This is a genomic window from Flavimaribacter sediminis (assembly GCF_019492055.1).
Classification (GTDB): domain Bacteria; phylum Pseudomonadota; class Alphaproteobacteria; order Rhizobiales; family Rhizobiaceae; genus Flavimaribacter; species Flavimaribacter sediminis.
The window spans coordinates 225009-243616 of the sequence record NZ_JAICBX010000006.1 but is presented as its reverse complement, the minus strand read 5'-3'; the positions used below and the strand labels follow the sequence as shown (position 1 = coordinate 243616).

The 18608-nt window shown below is 60.7% G+C and carries 17 protein-coding genes; 8 read left to right on the top strand and 9 right to left on the bottom strand.

The features are described from left to right. Nucleotides 1–225: 225 nt before the first annotated feature. Genes K1W69_RS25330 through K1W69_RS25320 form a run of 3 tightly spaced genes read right to left on the bottom strand, consistent with a single transcriptional unit; the run spans nucleotide 226 to nucleotide 2513 of the window. Nucleotides 226–1200, bottom strand: a complete 975-nt coding sequence (locus tag K1W69_RS25330) for a glutathione S-transferase family protein (RefSeq protein WP_220231259.1) — start codon at nucleotides 1198–1200, stop codon at nucleotides 226–228. A gap of 12 nt (nucleotides 1201–1212) precedes the next feature. Further along, entirely contained in the window at nucleotides 1213–2037 is an 825-nt protein-coding gene (gene ygiD / locus K1W69_RS25325) for a 4,5-DOPA-extradiol-dioxygenase (protein ID WP_220231258.1), read from the bottom strand. A 53-nt stretch (nucleotides 2038–2090) separates the two neighbouring features. Next, on the bottom strand, nucleotides 2091–2513 hold the full coding sequence (locus K1W69_RS25320; protein WP_220231257.1) for a DoxX family protein: 423 nt from the start codon (nucleotides 2511–2513) through the stop codon (nucleotides 2091–2093). A gap of 123 nt (nucleotides 2514–2636) precedes the next feature. Between K1W69_RS25320 and K1W69_RS25315 the strand changes: the two genes are divergently transcribed. Then, nucleotides 2637–3533: a LysR family transcriptional regulator gene (locus tag K1W69_RS25315; RefSeq protein WP_220231256.1), complete on the top strand. Its 897-nt coding sequence runs from the start codon at nucleotides 2637–2639 to the stop codon at nucleotides 3531–3533. A gap of 57 nt (nucleotides 3534–3590) precedes the next feature. On the opposite strand, the gene K1W69_RS25310 is transcribed toward K1W69_RS25315, so the two are convergent. Beyond that, on the bottom strand, nucleotides 3591–3884 hold the full coding sequence (locus K1W69_RS25310) for a VOC family protein (RefSeq protein ID WP_220231281.1): 294 nt from the start codon (nucleotides 3882–3884) through the stop codon (nucleotides 3591–3593). A gap of 140 nt (nucleotides 3885–4024) precedes the next feature. Next, complete coding sequence (locus tag K1W69_RS25305) at nucleotides 4025–4681, bottom strand: pyridoxamine 5'-phosphate oxidase family protein (RefSeq protein WP_220231255.1); 657 nt, start codon at nucleotides 4679–4681, stop codon at nucleotides 4025–4027. 94 nt (nucleotides 4682–4775) lie between these two features. Here K1W69_RS25305 and pdxR point away from each other — a divergent pair, with 94 nt between their 5' ends. Continuing rightward, nucleotides 4776–6188, top strand: a complete 1413-nt coding sequence (gene pdxR, locus K1W69_RS25300; protein WP_220231254.1) for a MocR-like pyridoxine biosynthesis transcription factor PdxR — start codon at nucleotides 4776–4778, stop codon at nucleotides 6186–6188. Here the strand turns inward: pdxR and K1W69_RS25295 are convergent. Further along, entirely contained in the window at nucleotides 6169–7551 is a 1383-nt protein-coding gene (locus tag K1W69_RS25295; protein ID WP_220231253.1) for a phenylacetate--CoA ligase family protein, read from the bottom strand. The genes pdxR and K1W69_RS25295 overlap by 20 nt on opposite strands. Nucleotides 7552–7701: 150 nt before the next feature. Here K1W69_RS25295 and K1W69_RS25290 point away from each other — a divergent pair, with 150 nt between their 5' ends. From K1W69_RS25290 to K1W69_RS25275, 4 genes are read left to right on the top strand one after another with little or no spacing between them, the layout of a single operon-like run. Further along, nucleotides 7702–10563 (top strand): phospholipase D-like domain-containing protein, encoded by a 2862-nt coding sequence (locus tag K1W69_RS25290; protein ID WP_220231252.1) that lies wholly within the window; start codon nucleotides 7702–7704, stop codon nucleotides 10561–10563. After that, nucleotides 10563–11576, top strand: coding sequence for a trypsin-like serine peptidase (locus tag K1W69_RS25285; RefSeq protein WP_220231251.1), 1014 nt, complete (start codon nucleotides 10563–10565; stop codon nucleotides 11574–11576). Before K1W69_RS25290 ends, K1W69_RS25285 begins: the two co-directional genes overlap by 1 nt. 40 nt (nucleotides 11577–11616) lie before the next feature. After that, a complete protein-coding gene (locus K1W69_RS25280) occupies nucleotides 11617–12294 on the top strand; it encodes an ArsR/SmtB family transcription factor (protein ID WP_220231250.1) in 678 nt (225 codons plus the stop codon). Nucleotides 12295–12322: 28 nt separating this feature from the next. Continuing rightward, nucleotides 12323–13738, top strand: coding sequence for an amidase (locus tag K1W69_RS25275; protein ID WP_220231249.1), 1416 nt, complete (start codon nucleotides 12323–12325; stop codon nucleotides 13736–13738). Nucleotides 13739–13787: 49 nt separating this feature from the next. On the opposite strand, the gene K1W69_RS25270 is transcribed toward K1W69_RS25275, so the two are convergent. Then, nucleotides 13788–14216, bottom strand: coding sequence for a glyoxalase superfamily protein (locus K1W69_RS25270; RefSeq protein ID WP_220231248.1), 429 nt, complete (start codon nucleotides 14214–14216; stop codon nucleotides 13788–13790). 476 nt (nucleotides 14217–14692) lie between these two features. On the opposite strand from K1W69_RS25270, the gene K1W69_RS25265 reads away from it, so the two are divergent. Both K1W69_RS25265 and pip read left to right on the top strand, forming a co-directional pair. Beyond that, nucleotides 14693–15973 carry an MFS transporter gene (locus K1W69_RS25265; RefSeq protein ID WP_220231247.1) on the top strand — a complete coding sequence of 427 codons (1281 nt, stop codon included), beginning with the start codon at nucleotides 14693–14695 and terminating at the stop codon, nucleotides 15971–15973. Between the two features lie 56 nt (nucleotides 15974–16029). Continuing rightward, the gene (gene pip / locus K1W69_RS25260) at nucleotides 16030–17010 is read left to right on the top strand and encodes a prolyl aminopeptidase (protein ID WP_220231246.1); all 981 of its coding nucleotides are present in this window, start codon (nucleotides 16030–16032) and stop codon (nucleotides 17008–17010) included. Between the two features lie 2 nt (nucleotides 17011–17012). Here pip and K1W69_RS25255 read toward each other — a convergent pair whose 3' ends face one another. Both K1W69_RS25255 and K1W69_RS25250 read right to left on the bottom strand, forming a co-directional pair. Beyond that, nucleotides 17013–17333 carry a potassium channel family protein gene (locus K1W69_RS25255; RefSeq protein WP_220231245.1) on the bottom strand — a complete coding sequence of 107 codons (321 nt, stop codon included), beginning with the start codon at nucleotides 17331–17333 and terminating at the stop codon, nucleotides 17013–17015. Between the two features lie 51 nt (nucleotides 17334–17384). After that, a complete protein-coding gene (locus K1W69_RS25250) occupies nucleotides 17385–18593 on the bottom strand; it encodes a Bcr/CflA family efflux MFS transporter (protein ID WP_220231244.1) in 1209 nt (402 codons plus the stop codon). Nucleotides 18594–18608: the final 15 nt, after the last annotated feature.

Sequence of the window (18608 nt, the reverse complement as noted above, 5' to 3'; positions counted from 1 at the left end):
ACTCATCGACGGTTGTAACCGGAGGGAGGACGGGCGACTTCGCCGGGAACTGGAGGGGATGGCCATCCCCTCCAGTCACCAAGACGCTTGTCTGACACAAATCTTCCGAAAAGGCATACAAGGGTGGGAGGTGAGTCTGTTTCTCACTCTGGCTTTGTCTGGGGAACCGCAGGTTGCCGCCAGTCGAGACTTTGGGTCTGCCGTGCAGTTCAGCAGCAGGCTGCTTCAGAGCTTTTGTCTCGCCGCTTCCAGCATGTCGTACACATGTTTGGGCCCGACCGGTCTGATGCCGCTCGGGTTCAGCGCCTTGATGGAGTAATAGCCGCAGGTGATGTGATCCATGTTCACCGTTTCGGCGACGCCCGGAATGTTCAGGATGCGCTCCATATAGGCAGAGAGCCGCGGGTAGTCCTTGATCTGTTTGCGGTTGGTCTTGAAGACGCCGTGATAGGCTGCGTCGAAGCGGATCAGTGTGACGAAGGCGCGAATGTCGGTTTCTGTCAGGCGATCGCCGAAGAGGAAATCGCCGGTCAGACGGTCTTCCAGTTCTTCCAGCATCGCAAAGACGCCGTCCACTGCTTCGTCGTAGGCTTCCTGTGAGGAGGCGAAGCCGGATTTGTAGACGCCGTTGTTCAGCAAGTCGTAAATGCGCGGATTGAGCGCGTCGATTTCGGCGGCGAGATCTTGCGGGTAAAGACGGAGGTCCGAAGGCGCGAGATGCTCGAACGCGGTGTCGAACATGCGCAGAATGTCGGCGCTCTCGTTATTGACCATGACGTTTTGTTTCATGTCCCAGAGCACCGGCACGGTGGCGCGGCCAGTGAAGCAGGGGTCGGCGCGGGTATAGAGTTCGTGGATGTGACGCGCGCCGAAGAGCGGGTCCTCGTCTGCGCCCGGATAGCCGCCAAATTGCCAACCCTGCGGTGTCAGCGACGGGTTCACCGCGGTGACCGGAACAAGCGCGTCGAGGCCCTTGAGCTTCCGCGCGATCAGCGCGCGCGAGGCCCAGGGGCAGATCAGCGCGACATAGAGCCGATAGCGTCCGGCCTCGGCTGCAAAGCCGCCCGTTCCGGTCGGCCCCGGGCTTCCGTCCGGCGTGATCCAGTTGCGAAAGGACGAGACCTGACGGACAAACCGTCCCTTATCGTCGGATTTCTGGACCGGCTGCCAGTTTTCCATCCACTTGCCATCGACGAGCATCGTGACGTCTCCTCAGGCTGAGTGGAACACGAAAGACCGCATTGAAACCGACCCAAGGTCGATCGTGTCGGTCATGAAGGTCAGTTCGTCGCGGCCATCCGAAGCGCCGGCGACGGTCAACGCCGGCAGGTAGTGGTCGACGGACGGATGGGCCATGGACAGCAACGATCCCAGATGCTGGCGATCCGCCAGCGGAGTGATATCGCGATTGGCGAGATGGTTTGCGAAGAGACTGTCGAACTCCAGGGCGAAATCCTGCGGTGCGCCGCCGGGGCGCATGGCGCGCAAATTATGCACGATGTTGCCTGATCCGAGGATCAGCACGCCGCGATCCCGCAGCTCCGAAAGGGCGCGTCCGACGCCAAGCTGATGATCGAGGCCGCTCGTCATGTCGATCGAGATCTGGAAAACCGGCACGTCCGCGGCGGGATAAAGGAACTTCAACACGGTCCAGGCGCCGTGATCCAGGCCCCATGTCTCGTCTTCCTCCGCATGATGGCTCGACAGCAGCGTAACCACCTCGCGGGCGAGGTCGGGCGCTCCCTGCGCCGGATAATTCTGGCGGTAGAGTTGTTCCGGGAAACCGTAAAAGTCGTGGATGGTCCGCGGCATCTGCGAGACGTCGACCAGCGTCGTGCCGCTGGTCATCCAGTGGGCGGAGACGACAAGGATGGCTTTTGGCCGGGGAAGCGTCCTGCCCAGTTCGGACCAGGCGCGGCTGAAGGCGGTGTCCTCGATGGCGTTCATCGGACTGCCGTGGCCGAGGAAGACCAGCGGCATCCGGTCGGATGGCGACAGGCGGTCGCGAAGGTTCTGCAACTGGTTGGCTATGCTCATATCGCTACTCCTTGGTCAGGCAGGCGGGGCCGCCGGTATGGCGGCCCGTTCGTTCAGGCGAATTTGCCGAGGCTCTTTTCGACGACAGGCAAGCGCAGGGCGAATGCGCCGGCGCCAAGCAGGCCAATCGCAACCTGAGCGGCAGCCCAGAAAATCGGATATTCCCATCCGCCGCCCTGAGCGGAGAAGCTCCAGCCATTGCCGGCATGGGCCCAGGCTGCGCCGAGCAGTACCAAAACGAGGGGTACGGAGACAAGTCGGGTGGCCACGCCAAGGATCAGGGCAAGACCGCCGCCGACTTCGGCGAGAATGGTCAGGTAGGCGAAAATCGCCGGCAGTCCGAGGCTTTCAAAGAAGCCGACGGTTCCGGGAATGGTGAAAACGAAAACCTTGGTAAGGCCATGGGCGAGAAACAGGATGCCGCTGGTGACGCGCAGGATAAATGCGGCGTAGTCGGCATTGGTTGGGTTTGTCATTTGCGGTGTCCTTTCGGGATGGGCGCGTATTGTTGCGCGGCACGAAATTAGGTCTTGCATGCTTTCAACAAAATGGAGAATTTAAAGAATGACTATCTCCAATTTGTTCTCAATAGGAAAGACATGGACACCACCGACGTACTCAGAGCCTTCGTGGCGACGGCGCAGACTGGCTCCTTTACGGCCGCCGCCGAGCAACTCGGCGTATCCAACCGGCTGACCTCGAAATACGTCGCCGAACTGGAGGCGCGGCTGGGGGCGCGGCTTTTGCAGAGAACCACCCGTCGGGTGGGGCTAACGCCCGCAGGCGAGGAACTGTTGGCGCGGGCGCCGGCCGTGCTCGACGATCTCGACGATCTGCTGGCCGGTGTGGCCGACAGTTCGCGCGGTTTCTCCGGCGTCATCCGCATTTCCGCCCCGGTCACATTCGGAGAAATCTATGTGAGCGGTATGCTCGCGAGGTTTGGCGAGCGGAATCCGGCTCTGAGCTTCGACCTCAGGCTGAACGACCGCTATGCGGATCTCGCGAGTGAAGGGATCGACCTGGCCATTCGCATCGGGCAGTCCGAGATGCTGTCGCTGAAGGCGCGCAAACTCGGGGAATTTCATTCGATGCTGGTGGCGAGCCCCGCCTATGTCGCCTCGCACGGCGCGCCGACGACGCCGGATGACCTGCAGGCGCATGCGTGTATTCTGGACAGCAATCGCCGCTCGCTCCGTCGCTGGACGTTTCACAGGGGCGATGACAAGCATACGGTCAACGTCGAGGGCCAGTTCCAGGTGAATTCGGCGCGCGTTGCAGTCGATCTTGCGATCGACGGGCTGGGGATCGCCTATGCGCCTCGTTTCGCGCTCTATGACGCCCTGGCGAAGGGAAGGCTTGTGCCATTGCTGGCCGAGTATACGGGCGCGACGGGTCCGGTCAGCGCTGTCTATCTGGAGGGACGCACGCTGCCGCGCAAGATCCGCGCGCTGATCGACTTCGCCCAGGAGGACATCCGCTCGGCGGACATCCTCTAGGACAGTCTGTCAAAACCGAGCGAACGCGGGGGAGGCTGGAGATAGCCCGATTGTCTTCTACAGGAGCTCTCCGACATCGATGCGGTTGCCGTCATGATCGGCAAATACGAAGGATCTGAGGCCGTAGTCCTTGTCCTCCAGTTTCGGGATGATGCGAAAACCGTGTTCCTGGCATCGACGACAGGTCTCCGCCGCGTCGGAAACCATCATGTGCGCGATGTTGAAGGGAGGGGCGCGATGCGCCTTTTGCAGCGTCAGATGTATTTCGGCGTCGTCTTTCCCGAGAATCACGAAGCCGACCGGAAGCGTCACGGCGACGCGTCCGAGTTTGAGAGTGGTTGAAGAGGACATGACAAGCCCGTTCTTCTGGATGTGATGCGTTTGCAGCACGGGCGTCGCCGAAATCTACATATGCTTATCACGGGTCAGGCGGCGCCTGCGCTGGACGCTAGCGAACCCGGTCGAGGGGATCAACCGGGTTCGTCGCCGTTTCATGGACGCGCGAAAGAAAATACGTGGTCGGGAATTGCAAGGCCTTTCAGATTGCGCGGATCCGCCTCCGGGCGCTTCATGGCGTGGACGAGCGGCAATACGCCCGCCCATATCGGGAGTTCGTAGTCTTCCTCGTCATCGATCGGGCCGCCGGTTCTCACCTTTGCAGATGCCTCTTCGATCGGCATGCCGAGGATCATCGTCGCCTTCAGTTCCTGGTCGGTCATGGGGCGAAGCATGTCCCAGCGTCCCGGGAAAAGCTGCTCGAGAAAGGTGCGGAGCTTTTCCTTCTTCTCATCGACGTCCGTGACCTTGGTTCCGTGGCCGTAGATCATGACGGAGCGATAGTTGGCGGAGTGATGCATCGCCGAACGCGCAAGCACCATGCCGTCGAGCAAGGAAACGGTGAGGCAAACGTCATGGCCGTTGCTGTTTTTCAGCGCGCGGCTCGCGCTCGACCCGTGCCAATAGATGTGATCGCCCTCTCTCCAGTGGATCGTCGGGGTGACGGCCGGCTTTCCGTCGACCAGATATCCGACATGGCAAAGCGACGTGGCGTCGAGGATCGAATTGATCGTTTCGCGATCGAAATCGCCGCGCTTGTGACTGCGCCTGAGACGGGTTCGCGGCGTTTGTTCGAGTTGTTCCGTGGTCATGGGTTCGCACCTGAATAATTCGTTCTCATTGCCGGATAGCGAAAAATTGGTATAAGAAAAATATCCAATTATGGAAAAAAATAACCGTCCAATTATGCGAACCCAGATTCACTACACAAAATCCGCGCCTCTGTTCGAACAGGTCTATGAATCGCTTGGACGGCAGATCATGTCGGGAGAAATGGCGTCCGGCGCGCGTCTGCCGCCATCGCGCGAACTGGCGCGCGAACTTGGCGTTTCGCGATCGACCATCGTTTCCGCCTATGATCAGCTGGCGGCGGAAGGCTATATCCGGGCGCGGCAAGGGTCCGGTTATTATGTGTGCGACATCGAGCCTGTGCGGCCGCCGGATGTTAAAGGTCGCGCGCCTGCGACGCAGCCGGAACCCGACCGTTCGCGGCCACTGCATCCGCGGCCGTTTACGCCGGGGGTTCCGGACATGCGCCTTTTTCCGCATGCGAAGTGGGCGCGACACCTGTCGCGAACGGCAAAGCAATCCGCCGAAGCGATGCTTGCCGAAGAGGACGGGTTCGGGCACCCGCGACTACGCGCGGCGATCGCCGGACACCTTGCTTCATGGCGGGGCATTGCGGCTGATCCCGACCGAATACTGATCACCGCAGGCGCCGGCGACGCGCTGGATCTGTCCCTTCGGGTTCTGGCTTCGCCGGGCGACGGGATCGGGCTTGAAAGACCGGGTTACAGGCCGATGCTGAACCTGGCGCAACTCTACAATCTTCGGCCTGAATGGCTCGACGTCGAGGAAGAGGGCGCCGCGCTGCCGGGCGAGGCCGCGGGAGTGAAAACCATCATTCTGACGCCCTCTCACCAGTTTCCCCTGGGCGGAGCCATGTCGACCGGCAGACGGCTCGCGTTTCTGCAATACGCCGCGCGCAATGACAGCATCGTCATCGAGGACGATTTCGATAGCGAGTTTCGTTTCTCGGGCCGACCCATTCCCGCCATGGCTTCGCTGGATGACGGCAGACGGGTGGTCTATGTCGGCAGTTTCTCAAAGATATTCTCGTCCGGCCTGAAGATCGGTTTCATGGTGCTGCCCGAACATCTGGTCGGCGATTTCAACACGGCCTTGCGCAAATACGGCTCACGCGCGTCCGTTGCGCCGCAATTGCCGCTGGCGACCTTCATCGAGGAGGGGGAGTTCCATCGTCACATCAGGCGGATGCGCCGCATCTACGGCGAACGCCGCGAGGCTTTTGTCGGGATGTTGCACAAGGAACTGGGAAATGCAGCGCGCTTTTCCGACAATCCGGCGGGCATGCAGATCGCCCTGGAACTGGCCGACGGCGTGGACGACGTTCGCCTGTCGAAGGCGGCGCAGGCGGCCGGCATCGCGTGTTCGCCGCTCTCCACCTATTACGACGGGCCGCGCCCGAAACAGGGGCTTCTGACCGGCTTCAGCGCGTTTGCGCCCGAAGAAATGGAAGAACCGCTGAAGCGGCTTGCGGCGCTGATCCGCGGCGCGGTCACGGCTTCAAGGGAATGAAGCGTTTGAGCTTGCCGGTTTCGGCGTGCCGTTCAAGGGCCTCGACGACGTCCAATTCGAGGTCAGGGTTTTCAAGCCCGGCTGCTTTCAACGCTTCCGACAAGTCGCGTTTCAGAATACCGAGATCGAGTTCCCCGCGACTGATAACGCGGATCGCGGCGCCGTTTGGCGTCTGCTGCACCTGATATTGCTCGATCATCGGATGCTGGCCGAGAGGGGTTCGGAAAACCAGCGGATGGACGGAGACGCCTGCAGGATACCGGAAAGCGTCGTCGCTGCGTCCCCTGACCTCCCTGATCAGGGGAAAGGCGGCGCCGCAACTGCAAGGCCGGTCCGAGGGAATGGCGATATCCGTCAGTTCATAGCGGATGATCGGCTGTACGCGGTTGAACAGCGAGGTTACGAGGACCTTTGCGATTTTCTCCGGATCGCCGGTCGGCCTGTCGTCGGCGTCGACGAACTCGGTGATGACCGCGTCGTCCGACATGTGCATGCCTTCGTGCCGATCGCATTCGATGCCGACATGACCAACCTCCACGCAGCCCCACATGTTATTGATCTCCAGCCCCCAGGCTTTGCTGGCCGCCTCGCGGGCTTCCGGCATCAGCGGTTCCGAATTGGTGGCGACGTGCCTCGGCCTGATGTTAAGCCGTCCGGAGAGCGCTTCTCCCGCCAGCTCCTGCAGCGAAGAGGCGAAACAGTTGATGTGCGTCGGTTGCGCGCTGTTGAGTTCATCAACGAGCTGCGACATGGGCGTCTGCGCCGGAAACCAGTGAATGTCGGCGTCGGGGTGGGGCGTGACGGAAAACAGGAACGGACTGCCATGCACGATCTCGCCGGCTTCGATCACCGCCAGCACCCGCCTGCCGCTGCTGAAATGCATGGATTCATCGCGATACTGGTAGCGGAACGTGACGCAGGCGATTTCGATGAATTCGTCCCAGCCCCAGACAAACACGCCGCGCGAGCCGGATGATCCTCCGGTCGCAAACACCTCGTAATCGTCGAGATAGTAGTAGTCCCTGGTCCGGCCGCGCAATTTGTCCTGGATGTGGGCGTTGCAGCCTTCAAGGGTCAGTCTCTTGTCGGTGACGATGGCGTCCCAGTTCGACATCACGTCGGATTTGGTCATCACCGGGATTTCGTGAAGCGTATCCTCCGTCATCGTTTCCGGATCGATCTCCGCCAGCCTTTCGGCGTACCAGGGGGAATGCGATTTGGCCCATGCGACGGTCTCGCGCAGAAGAACCTGCCGCTTCCGCGCGATCTGTTGGGCGGACCAGTCGAGCCTCGCCACATGCTCCGGCAGGCGACTGGCGATCGCGAGAAGATGCTCGCGCCGTTTTGGACTGTCGATGATCATGAGTGTCTCCAGCTGCGCAGTATATTTTATGTAGAAAACGCCCAATACTAACACTTTGTGGTTTTTGTCACACCTCTACGAGCAACTTTTGGTACACTGCGATTGTAATCCCTAACCGGATTACAGGCTGCGAACCGCAGGGAGGCGACCATGGCGGACAGCAAAGACGACCTGGATGTGCTGCGCAGGAAAGTGGCCGCGCTTGCTGCGGCTGAGGGCGCCAAACCGGAAAAGCTCGTCAAGGAAGCGACATCGGCGCAGATAATCGGCGATCCCGCCCTCGGCCCTTCCCTGGAATCAGCGTTCGGGCAAGTTTCGGAATCGGCGCAACTCGAAGCGGTGATCCGATGGTCGCGGCCCGTCTTCTGGGTCACGAACGACGCCGTTGACGACCGGTCCGTCGACGCCAATGGTCCTGGAATGCCGGGCCTGATGGAAGCGCTCAACGAACCCACAAACAGGAGCGACCTGGAACGGGCGCTGCCTTCCATCGGTCGCATCGAGATTGCCGACAACGCGAATTTCGAATGGGCGGGAACCGGCTGGGTCATCGATTTCGACGGCGCGTCCGATATCGTCGTGACGAACGCCCATGTCGCGAAACTGTTCGCCAAGCGCGGCCAGGCCGGCTTCGTCTTCAAGCCGGGCATCCCCAATTTCAACCTTCCGCAAAGCGCGAAGATCGATTTTCGCGAGGAGCTCGGAGGGAGCATTGCGCGGGAGTTTCCCGTCACGGAAATCATCTGGATTTCCCAGACATCGCAACTCGATGTCGCGTTTCTGCGGGTTTCGAGGAACGCCGGAACGGATCGTCTTTCTGGCCCCTTGCCGCTGACGACGGACGCGCAAACCGGAGCGGTAGTCGCCGTCATCGGCTATCCGGGCGACGATTCGCGCTCCTATGACGCGCGCAGGTTCAAGCAGGTGTTCGGCACGGAATTCGGCATCAAGCGGTTGGCGCTGGGCAGGGTGACCGATCCCGAGCACGCCTCCATTACCCATGACTGCTCGACGCTGCCGGGCAATTCGGGGTCCATCGTGTGGGACCTGGAGAAGAAAAAGGCGATCGGCCTGCACTATGCGGGCGCGATGTTCAAGAACAATTACGCGGTGCCCTCAGGCGAACTCGAGAAGCTGGCTCGGCAAAGGCCCTGGCAGGGTGAAGCGCCGCGCGCGCCGATGTCCGCCGATACGGCGAGGCCGCCGATGACAGTCGGGCAGGGCGGCGCGTCTGTCGCGGCGCCGTCCGTTTCGGGCGACGGCGCGATAACTCTGACCGTACCGCTGCAAATCACGGTGAAGCTTGGCGCAGCGACGGCGCCGCAAACCGTTGTCGGCGACGCTCCGATACGAACGGACAAACAAAGCGCCGAAGCCGCAGCCAACGCCATTCGGGTCTACCTTGCGTCCTATCCGGACGACAATCGCATTCTGCAGGTCAACGCCGGCTTCCTTTTCAAGGATGGCCAGCTCAGCGACGATTACGGCGTCATCATCGGCCTGCGGCCCGGCGCAAGTCTGGATCTTGCCGCCTACGGTCTGCAGCCGATTGTAGACGGCGTGGAGGTGGTGGCCGAATTCGCCGATCCGGAGGCCGTCGCCGAAGAAGTGCTGGGCTACTCGGTCGAAGCCTTTACGGACAGACGCGCGCGCTACAGCCGCGACCTTGGCGACCCGCAGTTCAATCTCGATCCGGTGAGCGGCAGGATCCGGATGACGCTTCATGTCAGCCCGGAATGCGGGTGGCCGGTTCTCAAGCAGTTTCTGGCGATCGATGACTACGAACAGCTGACCATCGGCATGTATCACATGACCGCGCCGCATGTCGTCGAGGCCATCGAGGACATAGCGCGCCGCCGCCGGTCCCGGATCACCTTGACGCTGGACCGCCAGCGCGGTGACAAGGCAGAGAATCCCGACGACACATCAGGTGAGAAGAAGAAGGACGACATCCCTGAACGCGATACGATCAAGTCGCTCAAGACGACCATGGAGAAGCGGTTCAAATGGGCGAAAGCCGCGCTGGGCGCGAACAGCCTGTTCGCCCAGGCCTATCACATCAAGGTGGCGGTCTGGACGGACCGGTTGCGCGGCAACAAGAGGGCCGACAAGGCGTTCTGGCTCTCAAGCGGCAATTGGCAGTCGACCAACCAGGCGAATATCGACAAGCCGTTCGAAAACCTGACCTGGCGCGATGTGCGCGACTTCAATCGCGAATGGCACGCCGTGGTGTGGCGCGAAGACCTGGCGGCGACCTTCCGACGTCATCTCGAACAGGATTACGAGGATTGCGAAGCAGCGCTGTTGACCGAGAGCGAGACGGTCGGCGCGACACCGGACGTTCTGGTTCCCGAGGCTGTCGCCGAACGACCGCCCGAGCCGACGCGGTTCCAGGTATTCGCGCCGCTGGAGCTCGATGAGGAGATGACGGTTCAGCCGCTGCTGACGCCCGACAACTACCCCGAGGTCGTGCTGGAGCTGGTGGAAAGCGCGCGTGAAAGGCTGCTGATCGAAAACCAGTCTTTCAACCTTTGGTCAAAGATCGACAACACGCCAGAGCACTTTCTCGCCATTGCCCGCGCAATCAGGGAGAAACAGCAGGCCGGCCTTGATGTGCGCATCATCTTCCGCAACCTTTTCGGCAGCGAGAAGACAACGCTGCGCCGCCTGAAGGAATTCGGCATGCGCACGGACGCCGACCATATCCGGTATTTCGACACCTGCCACACCAAGGGAATGATCGTCGACGATCACTCGGTAATGCTCGGCTCTCAGAACTTCACCGCGGGGGGAACCGGCCCGAACCGGGACGCGAGCCTCGTCATTCGCAACGCCAGGGCCAACGCCTATTTCGCCTCGCTGTTCGAATATGACTGGAGCGAGCTCGCCCGCAACCGCTGGCGCGGCGAGGCGGCTTTCGGGTCTGTCCGCTTCGTCACGCCGGGAGCGGAGAGCGCAACGCCGGCGGGCTATCGCCGCATTTCGCTTGCCGAATATCTGGGAGAAAGCTGATGGCCGCCAAATCAACCACAGGATCGAAATCGAAGAAGACGCCGCGGGTGCTCGGCAGTCTGATGGCGGAGACCAATGGCGGCGGCTCGCCGGAGAACGTTCCGGGGTTCAATGTCTTCCGGGCCGCGACCGCCGGCTTCGACACCAGCTACGTTTCAGGCCCGACCGTGCTGAACGCGCGGCCGGACGGTGGCTTCTATTCCAGCGAATCCATGGTGTCGGTGGGCGATGCGCCGGCTTTCTCCGCGAAACCCGAAAACGTGATCGGCGCGGACAACAGGGTTCGCGTCAACGACACCGCGATGACGCCGTGGCGCTGCATCTGTCACCTTGAGGTCCAGTATGACCGGGGGCCGGTGGGCGCAGGCACCGGGTTTTTCGTCGGCGACGACCTGATCGTGACGGCGGCTCACGTGCTGGTCGACCGCAGCTACTACGGATGGGAAGAGCCGCCGAGGCGGGCGACGCGGGTGCGCGTGGTGCCGGGCCGCAACGGCAGCCTGGCGCCCTACGGCGTCTTTGTCTGCGATGTGCCGTGTCACGATCCTAAGGCCGACGACTGCATGATACCCGCCATCTGGATGGAAATCGGCAGGGAGAAGGAAGAGCAGGCGCATCGCAAGGATTACGCTGCTATCCGCATACCAGACCAGGTCCAGGAAGCAGACCTCGGCAAGCGGCTCGGCTATTTCGGCGTCAAGGACGTGTTGTCGGAGGACGATTTCGACGGCGATATGCTGTTCGTCAATACGGCCGGCTTTCCGCAAACGTCGGACAAACCCTACGGCACGCTCTGGTACAATGCCGGACGAACGTCCGCCTTCGACGATTGCTTCGTGGAATACATGGTCGACACCGAAGGCGGTCAGAGCGGCAGCCCGATCTATTTCTACGACAAGAAGCAGGACCAGCGCTACGTGATCGCGATCCACACCACCGGCGATTTCTTCAACCGGGGCATCCTGATCGGCGGCAAGATTTTCGACGACATCAAGCGGTGGTCGAAGCGGTAGACTGCTTGTCAGTCATGCATGGTTCGATTAGTGTCGAACCATGAAGGAAGGCCCTGATATTGCGCGGATCGGCGCGCTGATAGGCGATCCGGCGCGCGCCAACATCCTGACCGCGCTGATGAGCGGCAAGGCGCTGACGGCCTCTGAGCTTGCGCTTGAAGCAGGCGTGACCGCCCAGACGGCGAGTTCGCATCTGGCGAAGCTGATGGACGCCGGACTTCTCCAGCAACGAAAGCAGGGGCGGCACCGCTATTTCCAGCTTTGCGATAACGAGATCGGCGACGCGCTGGAATCGCTGATGGGACTGGCCGCCAGGCTCGGCCATGTCCGGACCCGCACCGGTCCCAGGGATCCGGCGCTGCGCAAGGCTCGCGTCTGTTACGACCATCTGGCCGGCGATCTGGGCGTGCGTCTCTATGACAGCCTTGTCCGCCAAGGACATGTTGGTTGGGACGGGGATATCCACCTGACAGAGCCGGGCAAAGCGTTCATCGCCAATTTCGGCATCGAAGAGGGCGCGTTCTCTGCGTCACGCCGTCCGGTGTGCCGGTCCTGTCTTGACTGGAGTTCCCGCCGCACGCATCTTGCCGGTCAACTCGGAGCCGCCTTTCTTCAGCGCATCTACGATCTTGGATGGGCGCGGCGGATCGACGGCTCCCGAGTTGTCGCCTTTACGCCGAGCGGCGAAAAGGCGTTCCTGGAGCAGTTTTCCCTTTAGTCCTGCCTGAATGAGCGAGAGTGAAATCATGACCGACCGTCCGTTGTGGCAATTGAGCGCCTGCGAATTGTCCGAGCGCATCGCAAGTGGTGGCGTTTCCGTGGCAAAGGCCGTACAGGCTTGTGTCGACCGGATGCATGACCGCAATCCCGAGATCAACGCTGTGGTGGACGATCTTTCGGACGAGGCGCTTGCGCAGGCTGTCGAGTATGACCGTATCCTGCGGGAGAGCGGCCCGATTGGTTCGCTGCACGGCGTGCCGGTGACGGTGAAGGAAAATGTCGACCAGAAGGGCAAGGCCACGCCGAACGGTGTGACGGCGTTCAAGGACATTATTGCGCCGGAGGATTCGCCGATCGTGCGCAGTTTCCGCAAGGCCGGCGCAATCATCATCGGCCGGACCAACACGCCGGAATTCTCGATGCGGGCGACGACGTCGAACGAGTTGCACGGACGCACCTTTAATCCATGGAACGACTGGGCGACGTCCGGCGGTTCATCGGGCGGCGCATCGTCGGCGGTCATGTCCGGCATGGGACCGTTGTCGCACGGCAACGATATCGCCGGATCCTTGCGTTTTCCGCCGGCCGCCACTGGCGCCGTCAGCGTGAAGCCCGGGCTCGGACGCACGCCGGCCTACAATCCGTCTGCAACGGCGGAGCGGGGCATGCTTGCGCAAATCATGTCCGTGCAGGGCGTCATCGCCCGCGAAACGCGCGACGTGCGCCTGGCGATGAAGTCGCTGATCCGCTACGACCCGCACGATCCCTGGATGGTTCCGATGCCGTTCGAGGGGGAAAAGCCGGACGGAAAGGTGAAAGTCGCCTTCACCAAAAACACATACGAGTTTCCGCTTCACCCGGCCGTCGAAAAAGCCCTCGACACCGCAAGGCAGGCGCTTGTCGACGCCGGCTACGATGTGACGGACGCGGAGCCGCCCGCAGTTGACGTTATCGGCCGCGAGATGGGCAGCGCGCTGTTCGGGGAAATGAAGATCCTGCTCGGCGACGATATCCTGAAATATGGCAGCGAGACGATCTGCGAAATTTTCCAAAACTGTTACGAATATTTCAAGCCGTATAACGAGACCGAGCTGATCCAGGCGATGGCAAAACGGTCTCACCATATTCGGCAGTGGCTTCTGTTCCTGAACGAATATCCGCTGGTTCTCACGCCGTTCCTGCATCAGCCCACTCTCGAGTGGGATCGCGACGCGCAAGGCATTGACGGCGTCGTCGACATGCTCGGGAGCGCCTACTATGTCGGCTCCATGAACTATATGGGACTGCCCGCCGGCAATGTTTCGGCCAACTACAACGACGGACTGCCTGTCGGCGTGCAAATCGTCGGTCGCCGGTTCCGGGAAGACATGATCCTCGACGCCTGCGAGGCGATCGAAAGCCGCGTCGGGATCATGGCCGAGAAATTGTTCGAACGCGGGTGAGGGGCGGCCGCGAAGACGGATCGTCGCGACCCGTCTTCGCATAGTCTCATCACCGCAGCTTCGCGACGGTGAGTTGCGGCGCGCCGTCGGACGTCTTGCGATGGCTTCGTCCGTCAGCGTTGATCGTGCCGCTGATCCGCGAACGCCAGTTCGAGAAACTCTCGAAGGTGACTACGTCAACGGGTTCGTCGAGGCGAATTTCCACGTCCCGGTGATCCATAGATCCGGACATCGAAATGATCTCCCCGGTAAAGGCCTGTCCGAGGAAGCGCCCCTCGACACGGTCTCCGAAAGCGAGTTCGGGCGGGGCGTTGCTGCGCGTGATGCGGGCGTGGAGCGTGTTCCAGTCCCGCGCTTCATACTGCTTGGCGACGAGTTCAAGCGCCTGGGCGTGGCTGATGGCGGAGCCCTGGGCTTCGAGGGCCTTGCGCAGCGCCCTGGCCTGTGCCTTGACTGCTTCAAGTGTTGGTTGGGTCATGCCATTATTCCTGTATCGGACATTGGCAGGATTGCAGAGCGCGGCGCGAAGAAGGGAGGCGGACTCCTGCAAGAGGTGTCCAACATCGACACGCCGCATTTCTGGAGGTCAGTCCACCAGACATCGCTCACTCCTGTCAAAGAGCATTTCGAAACGGAAGGGAGCCTGCATTGCCCACCTGCGAAATGCTTCGAGGGTGAGGTGTCTTCGAATTCCGGGCTTCACCGTGACTTTCGTCTGCAGGCGGCAGGCGCCCGGCGCCTCTGCGCGCTCTCCTATGCCGAATTGCGCGATGTGGCAAGTCCTAATGGCGCTTGAAGCAAAGCGGTCGATGTACTGGCGGCCGTTACGTTGAAGGAGACCGCAGGAAAGCAATTGCCCTATAGCTGCATCTTGCATTGCCGGGTTGCAATTTAGACGAGCAGGGTCCAGAACTCTTATCAATTTTTTAATTGCGTTTACGGGCGATATTTCAAGTGGGCGATACGGAAATCAGCACGCAGACCGCGCGTCTGCGCAACGCGCTTGCGGGCGCAGTCGGCAATACGCTGGAGTGGTACGATTTTGCGATCTACGGATCTCTGGCGCCAATAATCGGAAATCTGTTCTTCCCGTCGGGCGACCCCCTGACATCGCTGCTTGCGAGCTTCGGCGTCTTTGCCGTGGGATACGCTGCGCGGCCCGTCGGCGGCGTCATTCTCGGCTACGTCGGAGACCGGATCGGCCGCAAGACCACGCTCATCATTTCGGTTTCGCTCATGGGCGTCGGCACAACGCTCATCGGTCTGTTGCCGACCTATGAGCAGATTGGCCTGGCCGCGCCGGTTCTTCTCATCCTGCTGCGCCTGATGCAGGGCGTTTCCGTCGGAGGGGAGTACCCCGGATCGGTGGTTTTTCTTGCCGAACATGCGCCGCAGAAAAGCCGGGCGCTTTTTACCAGCTGGCCGGTGATCGGCGCGTTCATGGGTTTTCTGATCGGAAACGGCGCTGCGGCGATCCTGGGCGGGCTCATCGGCGACGACGCCCTGGAGCAGTGGGGCTGGCGTATTCCGTTTCTTCTCGGCGCGCTCATAGCCGTGGGCGCAGTCGTTTTTCGACGTCACATGAGCGAGCCGCCGACGCTTGGCCGCCTTGAGGTGCATGGCGACATACCCTTCGTAGAGGCCGTTCGCGACTACTGGCGGCAAATCCTGCAAATCATCTGTCTTACCCTCTCGCTGGCCGTCGGCTTCTACCTGCTGTTCGTCTTTGCAAGCAGCTACCTGACGCAATACATGCATATCTCGACGTCCAGCGCGTTTGACATCAACACCTATGCGCTGATGATCATGATTCCGATAATCGGCTTCGGCGCCCATGTTTCCGATCGCATCGGAAGAAAGCCGCTGCTCTACACCTCAAGCATCGGCACATTGATCCTGAGTTGGCCGCTGTGGTCCGTCATGCATCACGAGAACGTTTATCTCGTTTTCATAGGGCAGGCCGGTTTCGCAACATTGTTCGCCATCGGCTATGCGGCATTGTCCTCCGCGATGGTGGAAGCGCTTCCCGCCCATGTGCGATGCAGCGGCGTGGCGATCGGTTACAATCTGTGCCAGGGCCTGTTCGGCGGCACGGCGCCGCTTGTCGCCACTTACCTCCTGGCGCGCACGTCCGACGACTTCGCGCCCGTCTACTATCTGATGATAACTGCAGCGATATCGACCATCGCCGTCTACACCTTGAAGGAGACCGCCGGCAAACCATTGCCCGATTGACGGGACAAGGGTAGTTTCGGATCAGGCTCAGCGACAAGCCGGTTACGAGGAAAGCGATGCAGACCGAGCACCGCCCGCAAAATGGCTATTCGAGAACACTGTTTCCGCCAATCGAACCCTATGATTCAGGCATGCTGGACGTCGGCGACGGCCATCATGTCTATTGGGAGGTGTGCGGCAATCCAAAGGGAAAGCCGGCGCTTTTTCTGCATGGCGGGCCAGGCGGTGGCTGCTCGGCGGATCACAGGCGCCTCTTCGATCCTCAAAAATATCGCATCGTATTGTTCGATCAACGCGGAAGCGGGCGTTCCACGCCCTATGCGTCGACGGAAAACAATACGACCTGGCATCTGGTCGCCGATATCGAGAAACTGCGCATCATGTTCGATATCGAGGAATGGCTTGTTCTGGGCGGCTCCTGGGGCAGCACGCTTGCATTGGCTTATGCCGAAACCTATCCCGAACGGGTCAGCGAACTGGTTCTGCGCGGTATATTCACGGCGCGACGGTTTGAGATACTCTGGCTTTTTCAGGAAGGGGCTTCTCTGCTCTTTCCCGATAAATGGGAGAAGTTCATAAGCCTTGTCCCGGTTTCCGAGCGCGAGGATCTTCTGGCGGCCTACAGCCGTCGCCTCAACAGCGAGGACCAAGCCGTACGGGAGGAGGCCGCGAAGGCCTGGGCGCTATGGGAAGGCGAAACCTCGACGCTGTTGCCAAACGAATCGACAGCGGCCCACTATGGCGACGCGCGATTTGCGCTCGCATTCGCCGGCATCGAAATTCACTATTTCATGAACAACGCCTTCCTTGAGGAAGGTCAGCTGTTCCAGGACATCGATCATCTGCGCGGTATTCCGGGAACGATTATCCAGGGACGCTATGACGTCGTGACGCCCGCACGCACAGCCTGGGAACTGTATCGTCTATGGCCTGAATCGGAAATCTTCATCGTTGATGACGCCGGCCATGTTTTCAATGAGCCTGGCATCATCCACCACACCGTGACCGCGACCGATCTCTACGCATCGGATGCATGAATTCAATATCGGTGCAGATGCGGGTGACGCTCGGCGGAGTGGGCGATCCGTCGCGCCTGCATATCGATCAACTGATCCGCAAACAGCCTTATCAGCACCGCAAGCGCGCCGATGCCGGTGAAGATCAGGATCGTAGCGCCGATTTTTCCGGGATCTGTTTTCGGCGCAAAGTCGCCGTATCCAACGGTCGCCATTGTGACCACTGAAAAATAGTAGGAATCAATCCAGTTCCACCCCTCCATATAGTGAAAGAATACGGTGGCAAGAGCGACTATGCCGAAAACCGACACCAATGCCGCGCGGATCTTGATAGCGTTGGACACGACGCGCCTCCTTGAACGAGAGACAGGAAGAGCCAGCTTTTCTTTTAATTGTCAATGAATGTAGCTGATGACTCTTCCGGTCGCGAATACCAGCAGCGCGCCTGCGCCGCACACGACAATCGAGAGGCTGATGGCGAAACCCGTTCCATCGAAGAACAGCGTCGCAAGACTGGCGGCGGCTGCGCCAACCAGCATTTGCGTCGATCCGAGCAGCGATGAGGCAAAACCGGTCATATTGTGCGCAGGTTGCAGCGCATATGTCGTGGCGGTTGGAACGACAAATCCGAAGGCGAAAAGATAGACCGCAATAGCAGCCCAGAATATGGTGAATTCCGGTTCCCAGAACAGGAAAACCGCATGCATTGCGACGGCGACGCACAGGATGGCCATGGCGAGGCTGCCGATGCCCCTTAATCCGAGCCGCTCGACAAACTGATGCGTCAGCAGGATTGCGGCTATGAAGAAAGCTGCGGCGATCGCATAAACAGAGCCGAAAGATTCCGGTGCAATGCCGTAGTTTTCGGCCACGAGCGAACCGAGTGACAGAAATGTCGAAAACGCGCCGAACATCAGCGCGGACACCATCGTTCCCACAACGAACTCGCGGCTTGTGAACAGGATGCGCGCTCTTGCGAGCATAAACGGTATTCGCGTCGCGTTCGGCTGTTTTTCGCCGACCGTCTCCGGAAGACGCAGCCAGGCAAGCAGCAGGAAGATCGCGGAGACGGCGGCCAGCAGATAGAATGAGGCCCGCCAGTTGAACAGGATCAGCAGGCCGGAGCCAATGGAAGGCGCAATGAGCGGCGCAGCGGCGCTCACGGACGTCAGAACCGCCATCTGGCGCGCCGCTTTCGGTCCGGTGAGGACGTCCCGCACAATCGAGCGCGCGATAATGGGCGCGGCTCCGGCCGCACCCTGCAGCAAGCGACAGGCTAGCAATATCTCGAATGTCGGCGCGAGCGCGCAGCCAATGCTGGCCAGGACGAACAGGACAAGCCCGAGATAAAGCGTCGGCAGCCTGCCGTGGCGATCAGACAGGGCGCCCCAGAACAGCTGGGCAGCGCCGAAGCTGACGAAGTAGAGGCTGATAAGATAGGCGCCGCGGGCGGGAGGCACATCGAGATCGCGCGCAATCAGTCCAAGCGTCGGCAGGATGATCTCGATGGAGAGCGCCGTCATGCCTGACAGACCGCAAAGGATGACGATCGCCAGATTGGACTGCGTTATTGACGTTTCACGCCTCTTGAAGAAAGCGAACATTGTTCGCACTCACTG

Coding starts and splice junctions, on each gene's coding strand:
- K1W69_RS25330 (WP_220231259.1), bottom strand. CDS start 1,200: ATGCTCGTCGATGGCAAGTGGATGGAAAACTGGCAGCCGGTCCAGAAA.
- ygiD (WP_220231258.1), bottom strand. CDS start 2,037: ATGAGCATAGCCAACCAGTTGCAGAACCTTCGCGACCGCCTGTCGCCA.
- K1W69_RS25320 (WP_220231257.1), bottom strand. CDS start 2,513: ATGACAAACCCAACCAATGCCGACTACGCCGCATTTATCCTGCGCGTC.
- K1W69_RS25315 (WP_220231256.1), top strand. CDS start 2,637: ATGGACACCACCGACGTACTCAGAGCCTTCGTGGCGACGGCGCAGACT.
- K1W69_RS25310 (WP_220231281.1), bottom strand. CDS start 3,884: ATGTCCTCTTCAACCACTCTCAAACTCGGACGCGTCGCCGTGACGCTT.
- K1W69_RS25305 (WP_220231255.1), bottom strand. CDS start 4,681: ATGACCACGGAACAACTCGAACAAACGCCGCGAACCCGTCTCAGGCGC.
- pdxR (WP_220231254.1), top strand. CDS start 4,776: ATGCGAACCCAGATTCACTACACAAAATCCGCGCCTCTGTTCGAACAG.
- K1W69_RS25295 (WP_220231253.1), bottom strand. CDS start 7,551: ATGATCATCGACAGTCCAAAACGGCGCGAGCATCTTCTCGCGATCGCC.
- K1W69_RS25290 (WP_220231252.1), top strand. CDS start 7,702: ATGGCGGACAGCAAAGACGACCTGGATGTGCTGCGCAGGAAAGTGGCC.
- K1W69_RS25285 (WP_220231251.1), top strand. CDS start 10,563: ATGGCCGCCAAATCAACCACAGGATCGAAATCGAAGAAGACGCCGCGG.
- K1W69_RS25280 (WP_220231250.1), top strand. CDS start 11,617: ATGAAGGAAGGCCCTGATATTGCGCGGATCGGCGCGCTGATAGGCGAT.
- K1W69_RS25275 (WP_220231249.1), top strand. CDS start 12,323: ATGACCGACCGTCCGTTGTGGCAATTGAGCGCCTGCGAATTGTCCGAG.
- K1W69_RS25270 (WP_220231248.1), bottom strand. CDS start 14,216: ATGACCCAACCAACACTTGAAGCAGTCAAGGCACAGGCCAGGGCGCTG.
- pip (WP_220231246.1), top strand. CDS start 16,030: ATGCAGACCGAGCACCGCCCGCAAAATGGCTATTCGAGAACACTGTTT.
- K1W69_RS25250 (WP_220231244.1), bottom strand. CDS start 18,593: ATGTTCGCTTTCTTCAAGAGGCGTGAAACGTCAATAACGCAGTCCAAT.